This window comes from Salmonella sp. 741265055_HSA, from assembly GCF_046569525.1.
Taxonomy (GTDB): domain Bacteria; phylum Pseudomonadota; class Gammaproteobacteria; order Enterobacterales; family Enterobacteriaceae; genus Salmonella; species Salmonella enterica.
On the sequence record NZ_JBKFSQ010000006.1, the window covers coordinates 134918 to 156746 of the forward strand.

A 21829-nucleotide genomic window follows, 5' to 3' on the forward strand; every position below is an offset into this window, starting at 1 on the left:
ACCAGTTTCACCAACACGCTTACCACATGCCCCTATTGGCTGCGGCAAAAATGCGGTGGCCGGCATTGTGCCTTATCCATTCACTGAATGAAACGCTGTTTTTTACCTCAATGGCGTAAGTATAGTCAATCCTTGATTATTATTTCGCCACTAAGGAGGCATTCAGTGCGGATTCATATTCTCTTTGACCTCAATTTCCCTGGTCAGTTTCCCCATTCGTCCAGAAATGCTCCCTGCGCTCCGCCATGCGCACTAATTGTTCACAAGGCGCGTAACGAGGACCGTAAAGTGCGGCCAGGCGCTGTAATGTCGCCACCATTTCACCCGGCCCGAGAGCATCCATATAGCGGAACGGGCCACCGAGAAACGGCGGAAAACCGATACCAAACACGGCGCCGATATCGCCATCGCGCGCGCTGCGAATCACTTTTTCGTCGAAACAGCGCGCCGCTTCGTTAAGCATTAACATGACACAGCGCTCTGCCACCTGCTGCGCAGATAGTCGACTCTGCCCTTGCACGCCAATAAGCTTATAAATAGCAGGGTCAACCTGTTTTTTGCTTTTACGCCCTTTTTCGCCATAAAGATAGAAACCGCGACCATTTTTTCTACCTTTGCGATCGTCATTCAAAATTGAAGCGACAACATTTGCAGGCGCGCTAAAACGTTCTCCATACGCCGCCTCAAGCACAGGAATAATTTTAGTGCCCGTGTCGATTCCTACCTCATCCAAAAGTTGGATTGGCCCCACCGGAAAACCAAATTTTACCAGGGCGGCGTCAATATGTTCGACACGTGCGCCTTCAGTCAGCATCCGAATCGCCTCATTGATATATGGCGCAAGAATTCGGTTAACATAAAACCCGGCTTTATCACTGACGACTATCGGGGTTTTACCCTGTTTTTTCGCCAGCTTAACGGTCGTGGCGATGGTCTGCGCGGAAGTAGACGCGTGAGGAATGACCTCAACCAGCGGCATTTTTTCGACCGGGCTAAAAAAGTGCAATCCAATCACCTGTTCCGGTCTGGCCGCATTCGCCGCAATATCGCCAATCGGCAGGGAAGAAGTATTGGAGGCAAAAATGGTGTGAGCAGCGCAATTTTGCTCCACTTCCGCCACCATCTGTTGTTTTAACGGCAGATCTTCAAACACCGCTTCAATGACCAGATCACGATGACTGAAACCACGATAATCGGTCGAACCTGATATCAACGCCAACTGTTTATCGCGTTCGCTGGCTTTGATATGGCGGCGGCGTACTTTTGTTTCAAGCAGATCCCAGCTGTACTTCAGAGCATGATTGATCCCCTGAGTATTTATATCCTTAATTCGTACTGGCAAGCCGCCTTTACAGGCCGTAACCCAGGCGATACCGCCGCCCATTAACCCGCCGCCTAAGATGCCCACGCTGTTCAGCGGGCCGGGCGGCGCATCGCTACCGGGATCTTTTTTCACCTCGGTACTGGCAAAGAAAACAGCGCGCAGCGCCTGCGATTGAGGCGTCATCGCCAGCTCGCCGAAAGCGCGCGCTTCCGCGTCATAGCCGCTACTGCTGCCCTGCGCCAGTCCGGTTTCAATCACATCAATGATCCGCTCCGTCGCCGGATAATTACCCTGCGTTTTTTGCGCCGTCTTTTTACGCACCAGGCGAAATAACAGCGCGCGCCCCAGCGGCCCCGCCAGGATACGTTCACGGACCGGTAATGTCCGTTGCGCCAGGCGTTCTTTTTTAGCCAGCTCGACAGCCGCTTCCAGTAAAATAGTTTGCGGCACCACATCATCAACCAGCCCGGCTTTAAGCGCCTGTCTGGCGCGAAGCTGTTTACCTGTCAGGATCATATCCAGCGCGGTACTGACCCCCACCAGCCGCGGAAGACGCTGCGTTCCGCCCGATCCCGGTAAAAGCCCTAACTGTACCTCCGGCAGTCCGAGAACGGTTTTAACGTCGTCGGTACAGATACGCCGATGGCAGGCCAGCGCCATTTCAAGACCGCCCCCCAGGCAGGCGCCGTGAATGGCGGCGATAACCGGAACAGGCAACGCCTGGATCTCCGCCATCAGTTGTTGCCCCTGACGCGCCAGCGTTTCCGCTTCCTGCGCGTTTTGGCAGTGGCCTATCATGTTGATATCAGCGCCAGCAATAAAGTTATCTGCTTTGGCTGAGATAAAAACAACGCCCTGCAACGCTTTATTTTCCCGGATCTGCTTCAGGATGGCGCGTACCTGCGCGGCAAACTCCGCTTTCAGGGTGTTCACCTTTTCTCCAGGGACATCAATAGCGACAACCGCGACATTATCCAGACGCACGTTAAGCATAAAAGCTGATGTGGTAGTCATTATTCCGCCTCCAGAACCATCGCCGCGCCAAGACCGCCAGCCGCGCAGGCCGTGACCAGGCCAAAACCTCCGCCCCGACGCCGTAATTCATGCAACGTTTGGGTTATCATCCGTGCGCCCGTTGCGGCAAAAGGATGCCCGTAGGCGATTGAGCCGCCGAGCACGTTGAATTTAGCGTCATCCACCTCCCCTGTCGCCTGCGCACGACCAAGCACCTCACGGGCAAATCGTTCGCTGCCCAGCAGTTGTAAGTTCGCCAGAGTCTGAGCGGCAAACGCTTCATGCATGTCAAAAAGCGTCAGATCGGCCATCGTCAACCCGGCCCGCTCCAGCGCCAGCGGCGTTGACCAGGCCGGCCCCAATAGCATGTCCTGCCAGACATCAATAGCGGTAAAGGCGTAGCTGCGCAGATAACCAAGCGGGTGCAGCCCCAGCTCTTTAGCGCGGGATTCGCTCATCAGAATAACGGCGGCAGCGCCGTCGGTCAGCGGTGTACTATTGGCGGCGGTCACGGAGCCATGTTTTCTGTCAAAAGCGGGACGCAGTTTGGCGTAGTCCGCCAGCGTGGAGGTGCCGCGAATGTTGTTGTCTTCTGCAAAGGGGTTTTTATACGGCGGCACATAGGTCGTCATCACTTCTTCCGCCAGTTTACCCTCCGCCCATGCCTGCGCGGCGCGCTGATGTGAACGATGCGCCAGCGCGTCCTGCTGTTCACGCGTAATACCATACGTTTTCGCCATCTGTTCGGCGGTATCGCCCATGCGCAGACCGGTGGAATACTCAGCAACGGCAGGAGGAACGGGCAGCAGGTCGCGTAAGCGCAGACGAGAAAAAAGCGCCAGCCGTTGGCGGGTCGTCCGGGCTTTATTGACATCAACCAGTACCCGCGCCAGGGCTTTACTCACGCCTATTGGCAGTACCGACGACGAATCTGCGCCGCCAGCGATACCCGCGCGTATCGTGCCGGCCATCAGGCTTTCCGCCACATTCGCTACCGCCTGAAAACTGGTGGCGCAGGCGCGGCTTACGCTATATGCATCGGTATGAACATTCATTCCCGTACCCAGCACAATTTCGCGCGCAATATTGGGCGCTTCCGGCATTTGTACTACCTGACCAAAAACCAGTTGCTCAATGGCATCGGCTGGAATTTCACTGCGCGCCAGCAGCTCGCCTACCACCATCTTGCCGAGATCAACAGCGGGAATACCATGAAATGCAGTGGCCTGACGAGCGAAGGGGGTTCGTAACCCACTGACAATAGCAATGCGATCGCCCTGGCGGGTGACCAACGGTAAAGCCTGACGCATAGTACTCCCCTGTAAAAAATAAATTAGTGGTCTGACCTGATCACAGTCTTAACCAATTTTTTACATTTAGCCAAGCAGAGAGAAAAGAAAGTGGGAGCTAAGACACAGTGAAGGGAAGCGACAAAAAAAGAAAACGCCTCCGCCAGATGATGACGGAGGCGTCGTGAATGAACGGATTAACGCAGGCCGAGCTGGAAGATCAGCGTTTCTGCTTCGCAGGCGAAAACAAAATCAATATCCAGACGAACGCCTTCGGATTCCTCGGTAAAGGTTGGCGTAATTTGGCAAGGTTCAGACTCCACGCTACGCGCTTTTTCGGTTAACGCCGCCAGCGTCTCTTCAGCCTCTGCGCGGGTAGCGAATACGCGGCTGTATGACGCGGTGCAATCGGAGTTGTCCATGATGGTTCCAACGTCCATACAGCAGCAAACCGGGGTTTCATCAGCACTGCATTTACTCATTGTAGATTTCCTCTGTATTTGCACCCAGGGTGCCAGATAAACGATGGGGATATTTTACGCTCCCGGCATTCGCCTCTCCAGTCGTTAATGGTGGGAAACGCGTTAAGTGACCGAAATCACACTTAAAAATGATCTAAAACAAAAATCGCGCGATCGGGTGACCGTTAAGCCCGCCGATTTTGCCAACCAGATCTCGTTTCTAAGATCACAATTGAAAAATCTTAAAAACATACTTGCAACATTCTGGCTGGTCAGACCTATACTCTCGCCACTGGTCTGATTTCTAAGTCGTACCGCAGACCCTACACTTCGCGCTCCTGTTACAGCATGTAACATAGTTTGTATAAAAATAATCAATGAGGTTATGGTCATGAGCCAGAAAACCCTGTTTACAAAGTCTGCTCTCGCAGTCGCAGTGGCAATCATCTCCACCCAGGCCTGGTCTGCAGGCTTTCAGTTAAACGAATTTTCTTCCTCTGGCCTTGGCCGGGCCTATTCGGGTGAAGGCGCAATCGCAGATGATGCGGGTAACGTTAGCCGCAACCCGGCGTTAATTACCATGTTTGACCGCCCGACGTTTTCAGCGGGCGCGGTTTATATAGATCCTGATGTTAATATTAGCGGGACATCGCCATCTCGTCGGACGTTAGATGCGGATAACATCGCGCCGACGGCCTGGGTGCCGAACGTCCATTTTGTCGCCCCGATTAACGATCAGTTTGGCTGGGGGGCTTCTATTACCTCTAACTATGGTCTGGCGACAGAGTTTAACGACACATACGCCGGCGGCTCGGTTGGCGGTACGACCGATCTTGAAACCATGAATCTGAATTTAAGCGGCGCTTATCGCTTAAATGAGGCCTGGAGCTTCGGCCTCGGCTTTGATGCAGTATACGCGCGCGCGAAAATCGAACGTTTTGCAGGCGATTTAGGCCAGTTGGTCGCGGCACAGAATCCGGCGCTGGCGCCGGTCGCGGGTCAGATTCCCAGCGACACCAAGATTGCCCACCTGAACGGTAATCAGTGGGGCTTTGGCTGGAATGCCGGTATCCTTTATGAACTGGATAAAAATAACCGCTACGCGCTGACCTACCGCTCGGAAGTCAAAATTGACTTTAAAGGCAACTACAGTAGCGATCTTCCCATCGGTATAAACCGATTTAACCTGCCTATCCCAACGGCAACCGGCGGCGCGACGCAGTCAGGCTACCTGACGCTGAATCTGCCGGAAATGTGGGAAGTGTCCGGTTATAACCGTGTGGCGCCACAGTGGGCTATCCACTATAGCCTGGCCTATACCAGTTGGAGTCAGTTCCAGGAATTGAAGGCAAAATCGACCGCTGGCGATACGCTCTTTGAGAAGCATGAAGGCTTTAAAGACGCTTACCGCATTGCGTTGGGCACCACCTATTACTACGATGACAACTGGACGTTCCGTACCGGTATCGCCTTCGATGACAGCCCGGTACCAGCGCAAAACCGTTCTATCTCTATTCCGGACCAGGACCGTTTCTGGCTGAGCGCCGGTACGACTTACGCCTTTAATAAAGATGCGTCTGTCGACGTTGGCGTCTCTTATATGCATGGTCAGAGCGTGAAAATTAATGAAGGCCCTTATCAGTTTGAATCTGAAGGGAAAGCCTGGCTGTTCGGTACTAACTTTAACTACGCGTTCTAATCTCTTTCTGAAGCGGATCAAAAAGGTGAGCATTGCGCTCACCTTTTTATTTACTGCCGTTTATTCCGAGTCGATCTCTTTGAGTTCGTCCTGAATCGCCTGCGCGTTCGGGTTTTCCTGCGGCTTGAGTTTTCCGCCATTGGCGATAAAGTCATGACGCTGGAAGTACGCCTCGCGCACCATAATATAAGGATCGGAAGACTGGCGCAGCAAACCATCGGAGTCCAGCAACTGCGCGCGGGTTTCTATCCCTTCGATAGTCCATTTTCCTATGGACATTGGCCAGGTCAACCACGAGAGCACCGGATACAAGGTATCCGCCATATCCCCGCCATCTTCACGCAGCGTGAAGCTGCCGTAGAACGGAAGTTGCACATAAGGCCCATACCCCACGCCATAATGGCCCAGCGTACTGCCAAAACGATGCGGCTCAACGCGCTGCAGCTTAGGATTCGCCATTCCCGCGACGTCAATAAAGCCGCCCATCCCTAATAAGGTGTTCAGGAAGAAACGGGTGAAATGCACCATACCCTGATAAGGATCGCCCTGCAGGAAATAGTTCACCATGATCGCCGGTTCTTCGAGGTTGCCGGTGAAATTACTTAAACCGTTACGCGCAGGCTGTGGAACATAGTCACGCCAGGCAACCGCGACTGGCCGAACAACATACGGGTCCAGCACATTAAAGTTGAAGTTGTACATGGTGCGGTTAAACCCTTCAAATGGGTCTGAACGCCCCTGCTGTTCTGTACCGGAACTCGCACACCCGACCAGCAGTGTGGTTCCCAGCGCCAGCGCCGACAGGCGAAGCTTCATAGATGTCTCCCTGTGAATTATGGCTATCGCTGATTGCCATCCATGACGGAACGCTACCGTATCCGCCTGTTTAGGTGTGAGCGATTTTAACAGCACGTCAAACGATGTCTATATGCGCGATCTCATTGCTCTGAGCATAGCCTGGTAACGCAACAACATGACGGCCCTATTCTAACGAAACAGATAAAAACGAGCGTGATCATTTTTATTTTTTCGGAGAATGCCCCGGCCTGGGTAAATGAAAAACCGCTACGCTTTATTAATATGTGTTAATCAGCAGGGATCATCATGGATAGCCTTAACGACGATAAAATTAACCGGCACAGCAGTGACCTGGAAGTTGAAAGCGAAGAAAAACAAAGCGGTAAAGAGATTGAAGTGGATGAAGATCGTCTTCCTTCCCGCGCCATGGCGATTCATGAACATATTCGCCAGGATGGTGAAAAAGAGATGGAACGCGATGCGATGGCTTTGCTCTGGTCAGCCATTGCCGCAGGACTTTCTATGGGGGCATCACTCCTGGCGAAAGGGATTTTCCACGTGCAGCTTGAAGGCGTTCCCGGCGGCTTTTTACTGGAAAATCTCGGCTATACCTTTGGTTTTATCATTGTCATCATGGCCCGCCAGCAATTATTTACTGAAAATACCGTTACTGCCGTATTGCCGGTAATGCAAAATCCCACTCTGAGTAACGTTGGCCTGCTGATGCGCTTATGGGGCGTAGTCTTATTGGGCAACCTTATTGGCACCGGGGTTGCGGCGTGGGCATTTGAATATATGCCTATATTTGATGAAGAGACCCGCGACGCCTTTGTCAAAATTGGTATGGAGGTCATGAAAAATAGCCCAACGGAGATGTTTGCCAACGCGATTATCTCTGGCTGGATCATCGCCACAATGGTATGGATGTTTCCTGCTGCAGGCGGGGCAAAAATTGTGGTCATTATTTTGATGACCTGGCTTATCGCGCTGGGCGATACCACCCATATTGTCGTCGGCTCCGTTGAAATTTTGTATTTGGTTTTCAACGGCACGCTGCCCTGGAGCGACTTTCTCTGGCCCTTCGCCCTTCCCACACTTGCCGGAAATATCTGCGGCGGCACCTTTATTTTCGCATTGATGAGCCACGCGCAAATCCGCAACGATATGAGCAATAAGCGTAAGGAAGAAGCGAGGCTACGCGGCGAGCGCCTGGAACGGGAGCGGAAAAAAGCGGAAAAACAGCGCTGAGTGGCGACGGTTTAACCAGTCAGGCGGCGCTACACTTACTCCGGCGAATAAAAAACGCTATACTGGCGCCGCGTTGTCCCCTTAGTTAAATGGATATAACGAGCCCCTCCTAAGGGCTAGTTGCAGGTTCGATTCCTGCAGGGGACACCATTGATACCCAGGAAATTCTCTTCTTGCTGCATAACCTTTCGAGCGGTTCCCCTTTCATGTTGCTTTTATTGCCACTATGCAATATCACCGGACATGCCATACGTTCAGCAAAAAGTCGTCATCGGCCAGTTATGACCGATGACATCCCGATGTGGTCTAGAAGCGGTACTGCAACCCCGCGGTAACCGTATAGTTATTATTAGCTATACCTGCGGCATCGCCACCAAAATACGCCGTATCACCGCTGGTTTTATCTATGATTTGCGTACCGCCCTTACCTTCTTCATATTTACTGTAAGCGAACTCAGCAAAGATTTTTGCATTACTGGTAATATAATATCCGGCGTCAATAGAAGCGCCATAATATCGTGAATTTTCCGTTTTTTCACGGAAGGTAAGTTTGCGCATGTAGTGTTCGTCATTATCATGCGCATTTACCCAGTCGCTGTATTTAAACAGTACATTACACTCAAAGTCATTAATACGATAATTACCCACCAGCCCGATATAGGGCATTTCGAAACGCTGGCTATAACCTATGCCGCGCACGCCATGAGGAAAATTACCAATATACCGACCATTATCATAAATATAAGACCCGCCTCTTGCCGTCCAGCTAAAACGGGTTTCCTGATAACCCGCTGTTACGCCCGCCTTGTAGTTATCACCCTGCAATAACCAACCTTTCACGTTCAAATCGTATTCATTAGCATAGTTGACGCTGGTGTCCGGATGAATTGAACGATCGGTCCAGCCTGGCTGCTCACTGCTCATCCAGTCACGGTCAACCATATGACCCGATCCCGACGCCAAAGACGTCCAGCCGCGGGCGTCCAGCGTCATGAACGAATAGGGCTCCCATGATAAATCCCCTTGCAACGTGGCGACATTTTTTATTTTCCAATCCAGTTGACTAATCTTCCGCCCGGTGTCGGTATCATAAACCAGCTCCCTGGATTTACCATTTAACACTCCCACGGAAAGGGATGTCGTGACGCTCTCAGGAGAGACGTCCGGAATAAATAAAGTAGACTCCGCATAAACCGACTCAGAAAATACGGCGATCATCATTACTGCAATAGCATGTTTTTTCATTTCTCTTGTCCTCATATTCAGATGTAATCTGGAGAGGTGATGAAGTTTTCATCTTGTCAAATCGTCGGACAAGAGTACATTTATTACGCCAGAGAACTTGACGTATTTTTACCTTATATTGAAGTTAAGAAATAGAATTTGATGCTCAGGTGAATAATAAGCAAACTATAATCATGATGGAGTGATTTATCACTATGGTGATGCGACGTTATCTGGCTAACGACATCGCTGCTGATGTTGTCAGCCAGATTGAAAGTAACTGTAATATCAGAATTTATACCCAATAAACCTCAAGATGCAGATTTCAGCACCTGAAAGTGATCATTAATTCGGGATGACAGAGAACCTGCTATATCCGGCAGCGTCTGGTTAAAAAACTCAGATATTGCGTCCCTGAATTCCTTCGTACTACTGAAGTAACGATTATTCCGCGCATGTTCGTTCATTAACTTCCACGTTCGCTCTATCGGATTCAGGTTCGGACTGTAAGGTGGAAGATAATGTAGCCTGATATTTACCACCTCCGCCCAGTCTTTCACTAACTGTGAACGGTGATAACCTGCGCCATCCAGAATAACGTGAATTTTCTGGTTGTAATCAGGATAAACCTTTCGTATCTCATTGAAAAAACGGGATACGTTATATTCATTAATCGTTTTATACCCGTGATCATTGAAGATGCTTGATTTTTCGGCAACAGGAGATCATGCTGCTCACCATGAAAATATTCATCACTGACCAACAAAAAGCTGAACTTGAGCGCCTTCACGATTCCAGTCGTGACGGGCGAGTCAGGGATCGTATTAAAGCCATTCTTCTGGCCTCCGAAGGCTGGAGTTCTGCCATGATTGCTCAGGCTTTGCGCCTGCATCAGACGACCGTTGACCACCATATCAGCGAGTTTCTGAACAAAGGGAAGCTGAAGCCCGAAAACGGCGGCTCAGACAGTAAACTCAGTGCTGAACAAACAGCCTTTTTAATCAGTCAGTTAACCGATAATTTGTTTCACCATGCCCGCGATGTTATTGCGTTTGTTGCCCGGACATGGAACATCGTTTTCAGCGTTCCGGGCATGAACAAGTGGCTGCATCGTAACGGCTTCACTTACAAAAAGCCGTCAGGCGTCCCCCATAAGTTCAGTGAAGAGAAACAAAGACAATTTATTGAATATTATGAGGAACTGAAAGAAACCGTGGGTGATGAACCGGTTCTTTTTATTGATGGAGTCCATCCAACTCAGGCCACTAAAATCAGCTACGGCTGGATATGCAAAGGCCAGAAAAAAGCAGTAAAAACAACAGGCAGTCGTACGCGGCTGAATATCATGGGGGCGCTGAATCTGAAGACCCCGGAATACCCGCTAATCTGCGAATATATACCCAAAATAATTCGAGTTGCTTAAAGGCGGCAAGGGAGTGAGTCCCCGGGAGCATAGATAACTATGTGACTGGGGTGAACGACAAATCTGCCGGGAGCAGATTTGAACGTCGCGTGCGACGGCCCGTCAGGGCGAGGCCCATGGATGGGTCGAGTAATCCGTAGCCAACACATAAGCAACTTGAAGTATGAAGGGTATATAACTGACTAACGCTTACCGTATCCCACCATAAAGCGAATAATTAACCCACATGCCGGTGCAAGAAAAAGCAATAATCCGCTAATGATGTCATCGCCATCCTGCAGCCATACATTGAGTAAATAAATCAGCGCGGCAAGGATAACCATTCCCGTAAATGAAGAAACCGCGGAAAAAGCCCCCATCACCTGACCGATATAGCCACTCACGGCAAGTATACTTATTGCAAGAAATGTCCATAAATAGATCATCGATAATACCTCCTGTCTATGGCAAGGCTTCCATATAGCCTTACGGTCCCTCTCACTTCTCCTTTAAGATAAACCTTATCATCAAGTCATTTCCATAACATTTATCTCACATTTTATTTTTTTAATCATTTTTCAATGACCTTCGTCTGAAATAAAATTATTACTGTAAAAACAATGAATTAAAAATAATCATTAGCTTATTTTTGCTACGGGAGAAATATTTACGCTTCTTGATAAAGAATTTCTGGGCGCGAGTAAATAACTGGTGGTACATTAACCTGCCTGGCGTTCATGCCCTCGTGGTTTAGTACTGACTTAGTTTTACACTCCTTACGGGAACCATTGTCGTACATGATGGCCTAACTATACGTAAATCATTCAAGTTACCCTGATGGGCTTACTCAAGTAAGTGCTTCGGATAAGCGAACGCAACTTGAAGGATGATGCGTATTTCAGAGTGTACCGCTGCGGATAATGACTCTTCTGCGATACATTATTTTCGTATCTACAGAAGGTATTTTATGTTTCCTCAAAGCAAATTTTCACGCGCGTTTTTGCACCCGCGCTACTGGCTGACGTGGTTTGGCGTTGGCGTCCTCTGGTTACTGGTGCAGCTTCCCTACCCGGTTTTACGTTTTCTGGGCACCCGCACCGGTAAGCTGGCGCGCCCCTTCCTGAAGCGACGTGAGTCGATCGCCCAAAAAAATATTGAACTCTGTTTTCCGACCCTCTCCCGGGAAGAAAGGGAAAAACTGATCGCCGAGAATTTCCACTCTCTTGGCATGGCGCTGCTTGAAACGGGCATGGCCTGGTTCTGGCCTGATAGCCGGGTTCGCAAATGGTTTGATGTGGACGGGCTGGACAACCTTACCCGTGCGCAGGCGCAAAATCGCGGCGTAATGGTCGTTGGCGTGCATTTTATGTCGCTGGAATTGGGAGGCCGGGTAATGGGTCTCTGCCAGCCGATGATGGCGACCTATCGTCCGCATAACAATCCGCTCATGGAGTGGGTGCAGACACGCGGTCGTATGCGCTCAAATAAAGCGATGATCGGCAGAAACAATCTGCGCGGCATTGTGGGCGCGCTAAAAAAAGGGGAAGCCGTTTGGTTTGCTCCCGACCAGGACTACGGCCCTAAAGGCAGCTCCTTTGCGCCATTTTTCGCGGTTGAAAACGTCGCCACCACCAACGGCACCTATGTACTGTCCAGGCTGTCTGGTGCCGCCATGTTGACCGTTACAATGGTAAGGAAATCCGATAACTCGGGTTATCGTCTGTATATTACTCCTGAAATGGAAGGTTACCCGGCAGATGAAAATCAAGCCGCTGCCTATATGAATAAAATTATTGAAAAAGAGATCATGCGCGCCCCGGAGCAATATCTCTGGATTCATCGCCGTTTCAAGACTCGCCCGTCGGGAGAAGCGTCACTCTACATCTGAAAAAGGCCGCAAGGCCTTTTATTTTGGCATTTCGCATTGCCATAATATTCATACCGTAAATTACTCATTCCTGCTTTTAGCGATAAGCCCCCTGTTTACAGGCAATTTTTACTGTGTCGGCGGCGTCGCTCAATAGCGATTCATCACTGTCAGAAATTAAACTGTCGCCGATCCCCGACACTTGTAAGTTACTAAAAGTAAATAAGAAAATGCCTCTTGTTTCACCTCATTTTTAGGCGTACATTAGCGCCGTCTGGAGCGATGACGCGCAGAATTCTGAGGTGATGCAGGCGGTAGAAACACGAATAATTCTCAATTTCGTATTGTCCGGCATCAACTCTCTATAATCAGGTAAGTGTAAGTTCATTTAGGCGTACGACAGGTACGCGGAGAGATGAAACGTGAAATATTTCTTTATGGGCATTTCATTTATGGTCATCGTTTGGGCCGGTACTTTCGCCCTGATGATTTAAAAGTACAATGCAAAGAAAAACAGGAGCCATGGGGCTCCTGTTTGCTTTTCTACTCCGTGCTCGCCTCAACGGGTTTTGGATGTAACGGCAGCACGCCATCGGCGCGGAACATCGCTTTAATCCCTCTGACGGCCTGGCGAATGCGATCGCGATTCTCTATTAATGCAAAGCGTACATGGGTGTCGCCATAATCACCAAAGCCTATCCCTGGAGAAACGCAAACCTTCGCCTCATTCAGCAGCTTCCTGGCAAACTCAAGCGACCCCATCGCCGCATATTGCTCCGGGATTTTCGCCCAGACGTACATTGAGGCTTTCGGCATTTCAACCATCCAGCCCGCCTCATGCAGCCCCTTCACCAGCACATCGCGACGACGTTTATACTGCTCGGCGATATCGCGCACGCACTGCTGATCGCCTTCCAGAGCGGCGATAGCCGCCACCTGAAGCGGGGTAAAGGTGCCATAATCGTGATAACTTTTAATGCGCGCCAGCGCGCTGACCAGGGTTTTATTACCCACCATAAACCCAATACGCCAGCCCGCCATATTATAGCTTTTCGACAGTGTGAAAAATTCGACCGCCACGTCGCGCGCGCCGGGCACCTGCATAATGGATGGCGCTTTCCAGCCGTCGTACACGATATCGGCATACGCCAGATCGTGCACCACCAGCACATCATAACGTTTAGCCAGAGCGACCACTTTTTCAAAAAACTCCAGTTCGACGCACTGGGCCGTAGGGTTAGACGGAAAACCCAAAATCATCATTTTCGGTTTCGGATAACTTTCGCGAATAGCGCGCTCCAGCTCGTTGAAGAAATCCACCCCCTCTACCAATGGAACCGAACGCACCTGCGCCCCGGCGATAACGGCGCCATAGATATGAATCGGGTAACTGGGGTTCGGCACCAGTACCGTATCGCCATGATCCAGCGTCGCCAGCATTAAATGCGCCAGTCCCTCTTTGGAACCGATGGTCACAATCGCTTCGGTTTCCGGATCGATATCGACATCATAACGTTCCTGATACCAGTGAGAAATCGCGCGGCGTAAACGCGGTATGCCGCGAGACGTGGAATAACCGTGCGTATCCGAACGCTGCGCGACGGTGCAAAGTTTTTCGACAATGTGGGGAGGGGTTGCGCCATCAGGATTACCCATACTGAAATCAATAATATCTTCGCCGCGCCGACGCGCAGCCATTTTGAGTTCAGCGGTGATGTTAAAAACATAGGGCGGAAGGCGATCGATACGCGTAAAGCGACGTTCAGGGCGGAAGTCAGCCATAATATCCTCAGATTAACGTTAGCGCCCGGACCGTCCGAGCGACGCTGCCACGATGGTGGCTCCTTTAGAAAATAGCCTGAAAATTTTCTTCCTGTCGAGAGGCTAATGAAAATATTTTTTAGCGATGAAAAAAGAGGAACAACCGTAAAAATTTACTTTTTTAAGCGTGTCAGTTATAGCATCAAACAAACCATATTGTTAACAACCTGATATCATTGAATTTACGTAACGTGGCGCAGCCGACGATAATTTCCTGTCAATAAACCTTATCTCAAATAATCCCCTTTTGATTTTGTGGTTTTTCCTCTTTAACCAAAACCCTTACTAACGCTAATGGTATTCGATCATGTCATATTGCGGTATTTTTCAGAGACATTTCCCCGAAAATAAGGATCCTTTCCGGCAAGCTGCCGCGATGAAACCGTAAATAAGGCAGCGAACCGGATACGTATAGTAAAATAAATCCCTGTTTTCGCCTGAGTAACCGCCATGACGTGATGACTCAACGCGCTGGTATTTGACCTTTCGCTCAGCAAGAGTAAAGTGAAATAATTCAGACAGTTGAAGCATTCATGCACAGGAAAGGCAATGAAAAAAACAGACTTACCGGCAGACCAACAATTTTTTGCCGATCTGTTTAGCGGTCTGGTGCTGAATCCACACCGATTAGGACGCGTATGGTTTGCCAGCCAGCCCCCCTCCCTGCCCTCCGGCAGCTTATGTATCGACCTCCCCCGGCTGGATATCGTCTTGCGCGGAGAATACGGTAATCAACTGGAAAAAACGCAGCGTCGGCTGACGGAAGGCGAAATATTGTTTATCCCTGCCCGTGCGGCGAACCTGGCGGTTAGCGATAAACCGGTGATGCTGCTTAGTCTGGTATTCGCGCCCTCCTGGCTGGGTTTATTGTTTTACGAAAACCGTACAGCATCGCTTTTACGTCCGACGCGCCGTATCGAATTGCCACATTTGCAACGTGGCGAAGGCGAAGCAATGCTGACCGCGCTTACCCATTTAAGCCGTTCGCCTCAGGAACAAAATATTATCCAGCCGCTGGTGCTCAGCCTCCTGCATTTGTGCCGGAACGTGGTGAATACGCCCCCCGATATCTGCCGTCCACGCACTGAATTTCTCTATCACAGTATCTGTAACTGGGTACAGGATAACTACGCCCAGCCGTTAAACAGAGAAAGCGTTGCACAGTTCTTTAATATCACCGCCAACCACCTGTCCAGACTATTTACTCAGCATGGCACCATGAGTTTTGTGGAGTATGTTCGCTGGGTGCGAATGGCGAAAGCGCGTATTATGTTGCAGAAATACCACTTGCCGATTAACGAAGTCGCGCTGCGTTGCGGGTATCAGGATAGCGATTATTTTTGCCGTCTGTTCCGACGTCAGTTTGGCCTGACGCCAGGGGATTACAGCGCGCGGTTTCAGTAACAAACCGCTCGCCCGATGGCGGCGTAAGCGCCTTATCCGGCCTACCATCACTCACGAACGTAGGCCTGATAAGCGCAGCGCCATCAGGCGGTTATCCCATGCTAAAACGTTAACTCCGCCTTCAGCAACGCCAGAATACTGTCGGCATCATTGGCGGCAAACAGCGACTGACGGAAGTTTTTATTCACCAGCTTACGGGCGAGCTGTGAAAAAACCTTCACATGATTTATCCCTTCATCCGCCCCAAGCGTCAGCATAATCACCAACTCTACGTCACCCATCTCCGACTGCCAGTCTACGGGCTGTGCGAGACGCGCAATACTGATCGACGAGTGGCGAATCCACTGCGATTTGGTATGGGGGATTGCCACGCCAAAACCGACGGCGGTGGTCACAATCTCCTCACGCTGCCAGACGTCCTCTTCCAGTTCAAACGGATGTTCGGTACGCCCGTTAACGCCAAGATTACCGCACAGAAACTGGATAACCTGTTCCTTATTACTGAGCGGCTCGCCGACAAAGATATTTTCCAGCGCCAACAGCGGTCGTACCTCTTTTTCCGGCGCGAACTGATTCAGCAGAGCTTCTATCTCCTGGGCGCTGCGACACTCGCAAGCCTGACTCGCCAGCGCCCGACACGCCTGACTATCCAGATGACGTAGCTGACTTTTTACCGCCGGAATACGTGGACTGCTCATACTTAGCTCATCCAGCCCCAGTCCCAAAAGTAGCGGTAAATAGCGGCTTTCTCCGCCCAGTTCGCCGCAAATGCCGACCCATTTGCCTCGCTCATGGGCAGTGTGGATAATCTGCCGCAACATGCGTAAAAACGATGGCGTAATCGGGTTATACAGCGGCGAGACGCGCGGATTATTGCGATCGACCGCGTACAGATATTGCGTCATATCGTTCGAACCGATGCTAAAGAAATTCACCTCATCGCAGAAATGATCGATGATGTAACAGACCGACGGCACCTCAACCATAATTCCCAACGGAATATCCTGCGCGTGACGCAGCCTTTCCCCATGCAGCTCCGCAACCGCCTTTTTCAGCTCACTTTTTACCCATAAAATCTGATCAAGACTATGCACCATCGGAATCATCAACTGCGCATGACCGAAAACAGCAGCCCGCAAAATTGCGCGAAGCTGGGTGCGAAAAAGCCCGGCAAACTCAGGGTAGATGCGCACCGCACGGTAGCCAAGAAAAGGGTTCTCTTCCTGCGGAATATTGAGATAGCGGATATTTTTATCGCCGCCAATATCCATGGTGCGGAAAATCACCGGCTTTTCGCCCGCCGCCAGCAAAACCTGTTGGTAGGCTTCAAACTGCTCCTGCTCATCCGGCGCGCTGTCGCGATCCATAAACAGCATTTCGGTACGAAACAGGCCAATGCCTTCTGCGCCGTTGGAGAACGCGCCAGGCGCCTCCAGCGCGGTGCCAATATTCGCCGCAATATCGATACGCTGGTTGTCCTGCGTACAGGCAAGCAACGCCGCATCGCACGCCTGCCGTTGTTGTCGTTTATCCGCCAGCTTCTGCGCCACGGCATAATAGCCGCGCACCGAGGTATCCGGACTAATCGCCAGTACGCCGCACTGCGCGTCCAGCACCGCAGGCCGGGTCGCATAACGACCAATGGCCTCGGCAGAGAGCCCGCTAAGCACCGGGATCGCGGAAGCGCGCGCCAGAATCAAAGTATGTGACGTCCGCCCGGTCTTTTCGAGGATCATGCCGGACAGATACTGTAAATCGAGGCTTAAAAACTGGCTGGGCGTTAAGTCTTCCGCCACCAGAAGGGTGGGACGTGTTAGCACCAGCGCATTACGCGGCTGTTTTTCAGGCCAGGTAATGTGCAACAACTGCTCGGTGATATCGCGAATATCGCTCACCCGCTCGCGCAGATAATCGCTTGCCGAGGCCGAAAGCTGGCGACAAACCTGTTCCATATTGGTAATAATCGCCGCTCCCAGCGCCAGATGGCGTTCAACCATTAAGCGACGAATGTTCCCCACAAACTCATCATCCTGAATTAGCGACAGATGAGCGCTTAAAATAGTTTTACTCTCGCCGTCACGCTCGCGAAGCTGTTGATTAAGCTGTTCCGCCAGCGTCGCCAGGCTATTTTCAAGGCGGGTAAGATCTTCAGCGCTCGCGGGAATAGTACGGTAGCCCTCCAGATTATCGCTCTGCCACAGCGTCAGAATCCCCTCGCCCACGCCGCTTGCCAGCACATCGCCGTACAGCAAATCCGGATTCAGGCGAAGCAGCGATCGCGGCAGCGGATGCGCCGCCAGTTCGGCTGGCCCTGGCTGAACGCTATCGCTGTCGATAAAATGGTGCGCAAGCCAGGCCTCCAGCGATCGTTTAGCCTGTTCTTCATCACGCCCGCTGATATTCAGAACGCAGCTATCATTGAACAGCGTACTGGTGCCGATAAGCGCCAGCGAACTTTTCGCGTCCGCCCGCGTATTCTGACGATGATTAATAAAAGTAATATCACTTTGCCACTGGCTGCACTGTTCTTTCAGCTCCCACGCGGGACGCGCATGAATACCGTTAGGCAGCGGGCAGAGAAACTCTATCGTTAACATAACTACTCCTTTAGCGCGAAATCAGCACCTGAAATCCGTCAGGCGAGCCACAGTATCGCGCGTAAAACCGGTCATCAGCGCCGACAGCAACTGCTGTGTCTGCAGAATGTCGCGACAGTCGGCAATCGAGGCGGCACAATGTCCGTGGCGGGTTGCCGGACCAAGCACCACCGTCGGGATGCCCGTTCCGCTCAGATGCACCGCCCCGCCGTCCGTTCCGCCGTTGCTGAACATATCCAACTGTAGCGGTATTTCCGCTTGCGCTGCGATGCTCTCAACCCAGGCGGTTAGTTTTGGCGGCGCAATCAGCGATTTATCGCTCAGCACCAGCATCGGTCCCAGACCGATTTGCCGATGATTCGCCGCGCCATAATCAAAATTTTTCGCCCAGCAGGCGGTATCCAGTACGATGGCTAAATCCGGCGCAACGGCGCGGGCCGCTGTTTGACCGCCGCGTAATCCCACCTCTTCGCTGGAACTGGCCGCCAGCCAGATTTCCGCCGGTAATTCCGCATCGTGCCATTCACGCAGCAACGCTATCAGCAGATAGCAGCCGAGCCGATCATCAAAGGCTTTACCCATCACCCGCTGATGCGGCAACACCTGAAACGCGCTATCAAAAGTCACACGATCGCCGGGACGAATCCCCGCCTGTATCACCTCGTCATAAGAACGCGCGCCAATATCGACCCGCAGTCCGCTCACCTCGTTGCCGCTGCGCTCGCCATCAAGCAGACCGGGAATTTTACATTCCTCCCGCGTGGTGATGCGGACCGGCTGGAGCTGACGCGCCGCCATTCGCACATTGCCCACTGGCAGCACATCAATCGCCCCCTCGCCGGAGATACTGCGCACCATAAATCCCACTTCATCCATGTGCGCGCAGATCATGACTTTCGGGCCATCCGAGGCATTAAGTCGGATCAATACCGATCCTAAGCCATCGAAGCGCACCTCTTTATGCAGGCGATCCGCTTCGTCGAGTAAGATCTGGCGAACCTCCTGTTCTGACGCGGCGATCGCATCCGCCTCGCACAGCGCTTTCAGTAGCGATAAATCCATCATGCGGCTCCTGTCAGTAATACGGTTTTCGGCATGGAATAGAGCACTTCCGCGCCTTCCGGCGTGACCAGTACAACATCTTCAATGCGTACCCCGCCCAGCTCCGGCAGATAAATGCCCGGCTCCACGGTCAGTAGCATTCCCGGTGCAAGTACTGTGTGGTCATCAGGCGAAAAGCGGGGATCTTCATGTACCTCAATGCCGATAGAATGGCCGGTGTTATGAGCGAAAAACTCGCCATATCCCGCCCGGTCGATAACGTCGCGCGCGGCGGCATCCACCGTCAGACAGCGCGCGCCCGGACGAATAGCCGCAATGGCGGCAAGCTGTGCCTCAAGGACAATGTGATAGACGGGAAACAGCGGATGCTCCTGCGGCGCGCCCGCGCCGGGCACCAGAAAAGTTCGGGTCATATCGGAACAATATCCCTGATACAGCGCGCCAAAATCGAGCGTTATCCATTCCCCCGCCGCCACGATTTTATCGCTGGCTTTGCCGTGCGGCAGCGCGCCGCGCCAGCCGCTGGCGACAATGGTATCAAAGGAGGCTTTCTCCGCGCCGCGCTGGCGCATAAACCACTCCAGTTCAGCGGCGATTTCCCGCTCGCTCTGGCCTGGCGCGATAAAGCGGCGAATGTGTTCCGCACCCGCATCAGCAATGCGACATGCTTCACGAATACGGTCGATTTCCACCGCCGTTTTAACCTGCCGCAGCGCGTCAATGGAGACGCTGATCATGGTGGCCTGCAGTTCCGTCTGCCAGCGACGCGCCGTTTCCCAACTGACCTGCGCGCCTTCAAAGCCGACCGTTTGCAGATTTTCCGCAGCGATAATCTGATTCACCAGCGACGCCAGCGTCTGTTGCCCGCCGAGCAGATGTGTGCAATATCCGTTCGCGCGCGCTTTCACATCGGCGTAATAACGGGCATCAACCAAAATATGCGCATGTTGGCGGCTGATCAGGACAAATCCTGAGCTGCTGGAAATGCCCAGATGCGGCTGCTTGTTCGGGCGCGAGGAGATCAGTACCGCATCTAATTGGCGCTCGATGAGCCATTGGCGAAGCGATGTCAGTCGCGTCATGTTATCGGTCCTTATTTCACAGGCTTTCAATCAGCAATTTACCCCGGCGGTACATCATATGGCGCAAGAAGATCACCATCAGCGCCGTTATCACCGCGCCCAGTAAAATACCCGCGATATAGACGCCGAGATGGCTTACCAGCGGCCACGCCCAGATTGCCGACTCCGGGAACCACTGCACCGCGCCCAGCCAGACGGCGAACGTCGACCCCACGATGGCGCCGACCATGTAAGACGGGATGGCGGTGATCGGGCTTTCCAGCGCAAAGGGAATCGCCCCTTCGCTGATCCCCATAAACGCCAGGAACATCGCCGTCTTACCCTGCGGATAAAGCTGCGCGTTGAACAGACGTTTACCGGTCAGACGACGGTCGAGCAGCGTCGCCAGCCCCAGACCAATCGGCGGGATGACAATCGCGATGGAACGCGCCGTCACCGGCAACACATGGTCAGTGGTAAAACTAAAGGCAACAAATCCTGCGGCTTTGTTAATGGGACCGCCGAGGTCGATGGCAGTCGCGGCGGCGATTCCCATCGCGTACATTAATGCCCCCTTTTCACCCGCCGCGGTGAGCAACGTGCGAATTCCGCCATTAATCCAGCCGCCAAAGGGCGTAATCACGTAGTACATCGCCAGCATCACAAAAATGGCGGAGAGAATCGGCAGTAAAAAGGTGGTCTTAAAGGCCAGCAGAAAGTCAGGCAACTGGATTTTTTGGTTCATCCACTTCACCAGATATCCCGCGACGATAGAAATAATCAGCGCGCCGATAAAGGTTGACGGGACTGGCGCGGTGGTCACCCAATGCAGGCTGGCCGGATCAAAATTCAGCACCTGCGTTGGCTGAGTGGACATCAAACCGCCGATAAAACCAGCCGGAAACGCCAGTTTGCCGCCGATAGAGTTCGCCACAAAGGCAGCGAACATCGGGATGGCGAAACCAAACAACACGCCGCCGAAAGATTGCGATAACCAGGCGAACTTCAACAAGGAGAGATTAAAACCAGCGAATTTTCCGCTGTTCAACGCGTCCATGATGCCGATATCGGCGGGAATGTCCAGCCAGCTATAGGCAATCAACTGCGAGAAAGCGAGGATCACCCCGCCCATAATTAACGTTGGCACCATGCGCGAAATTCCGGACATGACGTGCTGCGGTAGCTCGCCCCAGAAGCTATTACCAGAGGCCTGCGGTTTCTTGACTGCCGCTGCCTCGCCGGATACGCCGGGCACAACAGTCGCACTGCGTTTTTTAATGGCCATATCTGTATCCCTGTCGAGAATTACGGTTGTTCGGCGGCAATCATCTCTTCAATTTCTTTGATAATGCCCGCCGCATTTTTAATGGCATCCTGAAGCGTGATCTCGTATACATCGCGTGATTCAAAACGCTCGTTATCCTCCGGCGTTACTGCTACGGAATGGATAATTAACGTCGCTTCGGCAATGTCCTGCGCCGTGAGACGGTTTTGAATACCATCAGCACCCTGGGTTTCGATTTTGACTTCGTATCCCGCTTCTACCGCCGCCTCTTCC

General features: G+C 51.9%; 17 protein-coding genes, 1 tRNA gene and 3 pseudogenes. 7 read left to right on the forward strand and 14 right to left on the reverse strand.

The window, feature by feature from the left end; all coding sequences use genetic code 11:
- Nucleotides 1–190 precede the first annotated feature (190 nt).
- The 3 genes from fadJ to ACLD4K_RS05490 all read right to left on the reverse strand — a co-directional run bounded on the left by fadJ (nt 191) and on the right by ACLD4K_RS05490 (nt 4109).
- The gene (fadJ, locus tag ACLD4K_RS05480) at nt 191–2338 is read right to left on the reverse strand and encodes a fatty acid oxidation complex subunit alpha FadJ (RefSeq protein ID WP_411011501.1); all 2148 of its coding nucleotides are present in this window, start codon (nt 2336–2338) and stop codon (nt 191–193) included.
- Nucleotides 2338–3648: an acetyl-CoA C-acyltransferase FadI gene (gene fadI, locus ACLD4K_RS05485; protein WP_411011502.1), complete on the reverse strand. Its 1311-nt coding sequence runs from the start codon at nt 3646–3648 to the stop codon at nt 2338–2340. The genes fadJ and fadI overlap by 1 nt, the downstream gene beginning before the upstream one ends.
- A 176-nt stretch (nt 3649–3824) precedes the next feature.
- Nucleotides 3825–4109, reverse strand: coding sequence for a YfcZ/YiiS family protein (locus ACLD4K_RS05490; protein ID WP_000030904.1), 285 nt, complete (start codon nt 4107–4109; stop codon nt 3825–3827).
- Nucleotides 4110–4479: 370 nt separating this feature from the next.
- Here ACLD4K_RS05490 and fadL point away from each other — a divergent pair, with 370 nt between their 5' ends.
- Nucleotides 4480–5787 (forward strand): long-chain fatty acid transporter FadL, encoded by a 1308-nt coding sequence (gene fadL, locus ACLD4K_RS05495; protein ID WP_183059511.1) that lies wholly within the window; start codon nt 4480–4482, stop codon nt 5785–5787.
- A 60-nt stretch (nt 5788–5847) separates the two neighbouring features.
- On the opposite strand, the gene mlaA is transcribed toward fadL, so the two are convergent.
- Nucleotides 5848–6603, reverse strand: a complete 756-nt coding sequence (mlaA, locus tag ACLD4K_RS05500) for a phospholipid-binding lipoprotein MlaA (protein ID WP_000776789.1) — start codon at nt 6601–6603, stop codon at nt 5848–5850.
- A 288-nt stretch (nt 6604–6891) separates the two neighbouring features.
- Between mlaA and ACLD4K_RS05505 the strand changes: the two genes are divergently transcribed.
- Together ACLD4K_RS05505 and ACLD4K_RS05510 are read left to right on the forward strand one after the other, a co-directional pair.
- Nucleotides 6892–7833 carry a formate/nitrite transporter family protein gene (locus ACLD4K_RS05505; protein WP_000377772.1) on the forward strand — a complete coding sequence of 314 codons (942 nt, stop codon included), beginning with the start codon at nt 6892–6894 and terminating at the stop codon, nt 7831–7833.
- 75 nt (nt 7834–7908) lie between these two features.
- A tRNA-Arg gene (locus tag ACLD4K_RS05510) sits at nt 7909–7983 on the forward strand.
- Nucleotides 7984–8139: 156 nt separating this feature from the next.
- Here ACLD4K_RS05510 and pgtE read toward each other — a convergent pair.
- On the reverse strand, nt 8140–9078 hold the full coding sequence (gene pgtE, locus ACLD4K_RS05515) for an omptin family outer membrane protease PgtE (RefSeq protein ID WP_411011503.1): 939 nt from the start codon (nt 9076–9078) through the stop codon (nt 8140–8142).
- 290 nt (nt 9079–9368) lie between these two features.
- A pseudogene (locus ACLD4K_RS05520) lies at nt 9369–9740 on the reverse strand (IS630 family transposase); the annotation flags it as partial.
- A 56-nt stretch (nt 9741–9796) separates the two neighbouring features.
- On the opposite strand from ACLD4K_RS05520, the pseudogene ACLD4K_RS05525 reads away from it, so the two are divergent.
- Nucleotides 9797–10453, forward strand: a pseudogene (locus ACLD4K_RS05525) (IS630 family transposase); the annotation flags it as partial.
- A gap of 209 nt (nt 10454–10662) precedes the next feature.
- Here ACLD4K_RS05525 and ACLD4K_RS05530 read toward each other — a convergent pair.
- A complete protein-coding gene (locus ACLD4K_RS05530) occupies nt 10663–10905 on the reverse strand; it encodes a YfdY family protein (protein WP_183058389.1) in 243 nt (80 codons plus the stop codon).
- Nucleotides 10906–11426: 521 nt separating this feature from the next.
- Here ACLD4K_RS05530 and lpxP point away from each other — a divergent pair.
- The gene (lpxP, locus tag ACLD4K_RS05535) at nt 11427–12347 is read left to right on the forward strand and encodes a kdo(2)-lipid IV(A) palmitoleoyltransferase (protein ID WP_411011504.1); all 921 of its coding nucleotides are present in this window, start codon (nt 11427–11429) and stop codon (nt 12345–12347) included.
- A 401-nt stretch (nt 12348–12748) separates the two neighbouring features.
- A complete protein-coding gene (gene ypdK, locus ACLD4K_RS05540) occupies nt 12749–12820 on the forward strand; it encodes a membrane protein YpdK (protein ID WP_010723117.1) in 72 nt (23 codons plus the stop codon).
- A 49-nt stretch (nt 12821–12869) separates the two neighbouring features.
- On the opposite strand, the gene alaC is transcribed toward ypdK, so the two are convergent.
- Nucleotides 12870–14108, reverse strand: coding sequence for an alanine transaminase (alaC, locus tag ACLD4K_RS05545; protein ID WP_411011505.1), 1239 nt, complete (start codon nt 14106–14108; stop codon nt 12870–12872).
- Between the two features lie 588 nt (nt 14109–14696).
- Between alaC and ACLD4K_RS05550 the strand changes: the two genes are divergently transcribed.
- Nucleotides 14697–15551: a helix-turn-helix transcriptional regulator gene (locus ACLD4K_RS05550; RefSeq protein WP_411011506.1), complete on the forward strand. Its 855-nt coding sequence runs from the start codon at nt 14697–14699 to the stop codon at nt 15549–15551.
- 7 nt (nt 15552–15558) lie between these two features.
- Here ACLD4K_RS05550 and ACLD4K_RS05555 read toward each other — a convergent pair.
- From ACLD4K_RS05555 to ACLD4K_RS05580, 6 genes and pseudogenes are all read right to left on the reverse strand, one after another.
- Nucleotides 15559–15639, reverse strand: a pseudogene (locus tag ACLD4K_RS05555) (hypothetical protein); the annotation flags it as partial.
- A gap of 13 nt (nt 15640–15652) precedes the next feature.
- Entirely contained in the window at nt 15653–18148 is a 2496-nt protein-coding gene (gene ptsP / locus ACLD4K_RS05560; RefSeq protein WP_411011507.1) for a phosphoenolpyruvate--protein phosphotransferase, read from the reverse strand.
- Nucleotides 18149–18169: 21 nt separating this feature from the next.
- Nucleotides 18170–19210: an aminopeptidase gene (gene ypdE, locus ACLD4K_RS05565; RefSeq protein ID WP_058214727.1), complete on the reverse strand. Its 1041-nt coding sequence runs from the start codon at nt 19208–19210 to the stop codon at nt 18170–18172.
- Nucleotides 19210–20292 carry an aminopeptidase gene (gene ypdF, locus ACLD4K_RS05570; RefSeq protein WP_411011508.1) on the reverse strand — a complete coding sequence of 361 codons (1083 nt, stop codon included), beginning with the start codon at nt 20290–20292 and terminating at the stop codon, nt 19210–19212. The genes ypdE and ypdF overlap by 1 nt, the downstream gene beginning before the upstream one ends.
- A 16-nt stretch (nt 20293–20308) precedes the next feature.
- The gene (locus ACLD4K_RS05575; protein ID WP_411011509.1) at nt 20309–21556 is read right to left on the reverse strand and encodes a PTS fructose transporter subunit IIC; all 1248 of its coding nucleotides are present in this window, start codon (nt 21554–21556) and stop codon (nt 20309–20311) included.
- A gap of 20 nt (nt 21557–21576) precedes the next feature.
- Nucleotides 21577–21829: PTS fructose transporter subunit IIB (locus ACLD4K_RS05580; protein WP_411011510.1), on the reverse strand; the 253-nt coding region annotated here is incomplete at its 5' end.